Here is a 3,373-nt window from a genome sequence, read left to right on the forward strand (position 1 = left end):
CTTCGAGGACATCAACCGCGCCGCCGACGGCGGCCTGTACGCCGAACTCGTGCAGAACCGGTCCTTCGAGTACTCCACCGCCGACAACGCGTCGTACACCCCGCTGACCGCCTGGACGGTGTCCGGCACCGCGCGGGTCGTCGACGACTCCGGCCGTCTCAACGACCGCAACCGCGCCTATCTGTCCCTGGCCGCCGGTTCGTCCGTCACCAACGCCGGCTACAACACCGGCGTCGCCGTGCGGGACGGCGAGAAGTACGACTTCTCCGTGTGGGCCCGCGCCGAGGCCGGCAGCACGCTCACCGTGACCCTCCAGGACGCCGGCGGCCCGCTCGCGGACGCCCGGCGGATCGTCGTGAAGAAGAGCGGCTGGACCCGGTACAAGGCCACCTTCACCGCGACCCGCACCAGCACCGCCGGCCGGCTCACCGTGGCCGCCGACGCCGCCACGGCCCTGGACATGGTGTCCCTCTTCCCGCGCGACACCTACAAGCACGAGCCCAACGGCCTGCGCAAGGACCTCGCCGAGAAGATCGCCGCCCTGCGCCCGGGCTTCGTCCGCTTCCCCGGCGGCTGCCTGGTCAACACCGGCTCCATGCAGGACTACAGCGAGGGCTCCGGCTGGCAGCGCAAGCGCTCCTACCAGTGGAAGGACACCATCGGCCCGGTCGAGACCCGCGCCACCAACGCCAACTTCTGGGGCTACAACCAGAGCTACGGCCTCGGCTACTACGAGTACTTCCGGTTCGCCGAGGACATCGGCGCGATGCCGCTGCCCGTCGTGCCGGCCCTGGTCACCGGCTGCGGCCAGAACAAGGCCGTCGTCGACGACGCCCTGCTCAAGCGGCACATCCAGGACACCCTCGACCTCATCGAGTTCGCCAACGGGCCGGCGACGAGCGAATGGGGCAGGAAGCGCGCCGAGATGGGCCACCCCGAGCCGTTCCACCTCACCCACATCGAGGTCGGCAACGAGGAGAACCTGCCGCACGAGTTCTTCGCCCGCTTCCAGCAGTTCCGCGCGGCCGTCAAGGCGAAGTACCCGTCCGTACAGGTGATCTCCAACTCCGGCCCCGACGACGCGGGGGCCACCTTCGACACGGCCTGGAAGCTCAACCGGGACGCCGAGGTCGACATGGTCGACGAGCACTACTACAACAGCCCGCAGTGGTTCCTGCAGCACAACGACCGCTACGACTCCTACGACCGCTCCGGCCCGAAGGTCTTCCTCGGCGAGTACGCCTCCCAGGGCAACGCCTTCAAGAACGGCCTCGCCGAGGCGGCGTTCATGACCGGCCTGGAGCGCAACGCGGACGTCGTCAAGCTCGCCTCGTACGCCCCGCTCCTCGCCAACGAGGACTACGTCCAGTGGAGCCCGGACATGGTGTGGTTCAACAACCACGCCTCCTGGAACTCCGCCAACTACGAGGTCCAGAAGCTGTTCATGACCAACGTGGGCGACCGGGTGGTACCGAGCACCGCGACCGGCACCCCGAGCCTGAGCGGCCCCATCACCGGCGCGGTCGGCCTGTCCACCTGGAACACCGGCGCCGCCTACGACGACGTGAAGGTCACCGCCGCCGACGGCGGCACGCTGTTCGGCGACGACTTCTCCGGTGACGCCTCGCGGTGGACCCACACCGGCACCGGCAGCTGGACCGTCCGGGACGGCAGCTACGTCCAGACGGACGACACCGCCGAGAACACCATGGTCCAGGCAGGCGACCCGTCCTGGCACGACTACGACCTGCATGTGAAGGCCACCAAGAAGTCCGGCAAGGAGGGCTTCCTCGTCGCCTTCGGCGTCAAGGACACCGGCAACTACTACTGGTGGAACCTCGGCGGCTGGAACAACACCCAGTCGGCGGTCGAGCAGGCCACGGACGGCGGCAAGTCCACACTGCTCGCCAAGGCCGGGTCGGTCGAGACCGGCCGGGCCTACGACATCGACATCAAGGTGCGCGGCCGGCAGGTGACCCTGTACCTCGACGGCAAGGAGTGGGGCAGCTTCACCGACGACAAGCCGGCCGAGCCGTTCCGCCAGGTCGTCACCCGGGACGCGAAGACCGGCGAGCTGATCGTCAAGGTCGTCAACGCCCAGTCCGCCGCCGCCCGTACGAGCGTCGACCTCGGCGGCGCCCGGGTGGCGTCCACGGCCAAGGTGACCATGCTCGCCGCGGCGCCGGAGGCGGTGAACACCGAGACGGCCACGGCGGTCGCCCCGAAGACGTCGACCTTCACCCAGGTCGCCGGGAAGTTCACGTACACCTTCCCGGCGAACTCCGTCACGTTCCTGCGGATCAAGCAGAAGTAGCGCGCGGCGCGGACCTTCCCGGCGGAGGGTCCGCGTCCGAAGGGGCGCGGGCTGTACTGATCATGCGGCTCCGCCGCGTGGGCGCGACCGGCCGCCGCGGACCGGCCGCCGGAATGCGCCGGAAGGCTCCTCGGTCCGGCCGGAGGCCTCCGCTGTCACCCGCCGAAGTACTGCTGCGCCGCCCGGACGCCCTCGACCAGGGCGTCCACCTCGTCCGGGGTGTTGTAGACGTAGAAGCTCGCCCGGGTGGTCGCCGGGACGCCGTAGCGCCGGACGATCGGGCGGGCGCAGTGGTGGCCGACGCGGACGGCGACGCCCCGCTCGTCCAGCACCTGGCCGACGTCGTGCGGGTGGATGCCCTCGACCGTGAAGGAGACGGCCGAGCCGCGGCCGGCCGGGTCGGCGGGACCGACCACCCGGACCCCGGGCACCTCGGCGAGCAGGTGCAGGGCGCGGGCGGTGAGCGTCTCCTCGTACGCCGCCACCTCCGCCATGCCGAGCCGTTCCAGGTACGCCACCGCCGCCGCGAGGCCCACCGCCTGCGCGGCCATCGGCACGCCCGCCTCGAACCGCTGCGGCGGCGGCAGGAAGGTGGTGCGGTCCATCTCCACGATCTCGATCATCGAGCCGCCGGTGAGGAAGGGCGGCAGCTCCGCGAGCAGGCCGGCGCGGCCCCACAGCACCCCGATGCCGTTCGGGCCGAGCATCTTGTGCCCGGAGAAGGCGAGGAAGTCCGCGCCCAGCTCCCGCACGTCCACCGGCCGGTGCGGGACCGACTGGGCTCCGTCCACGACCACGAGGGCCCCGTGGGCGTGCGCGCGGTCGGCGAGGGCGCGCACCGGGTTGAGCGTGCCGAGGACGTTGGACTGATGGGTGAGGGCGAGCACCTTGGTGCGCTCGTCCAGCAGTTCGTCCGCCCGGGACAGATCGAGGCGGCCGTCGTCGGTGAGGCCGAACCAGTCCAGCGTCGCGCCCGTCCGCTGCGCGAGCTGCTGCCAGGGCACCAGGTTCGCGTGGTGCTCCATCTCGGTCACCACGATCCGGTCGCCCGGGCCGAGC

Annotated in this window: 2 protein-coding genes; one reads left to right on the top strand and one right to left on the bottom strand. The window is 71.0% G+C overall.

Annotated elements, in window-relative coordinates:
• On the top strand, positions 1-2,314 hold a 2,314-nt coding region (locus CCN44_RS23590; protein ID WP_107502105.1), incomplete at its 5' end, for an alpha-L-arabinofuranosidase C-terminal domain-containing protein.
• Between the two features lie 155 nt (positions 2,315-2,469).
• Here the strand turns inward: CCN44_RS23590 and CCN44_RS23595 are convergent.
• Positions 2,470-3,373, bottom strand: a 904-nt coding sequence (locus CCN44_RS23595) for an aminotransferase class V-fold PLP-dependent enzyme (RefSeq protein ID WP_086699316.1), incomplete at its 5' end; no start/stop codon positions are given.

It is taken from the genome of Streptomyces tricolor (assembly GCF_002155905.1).
Classification (GTDB): Bacteria; Actinomycetota; Actinomycetes; order Streptomycetales; family Streptomycetaceae; genus Streptomyces; species Streptomyces tricolor.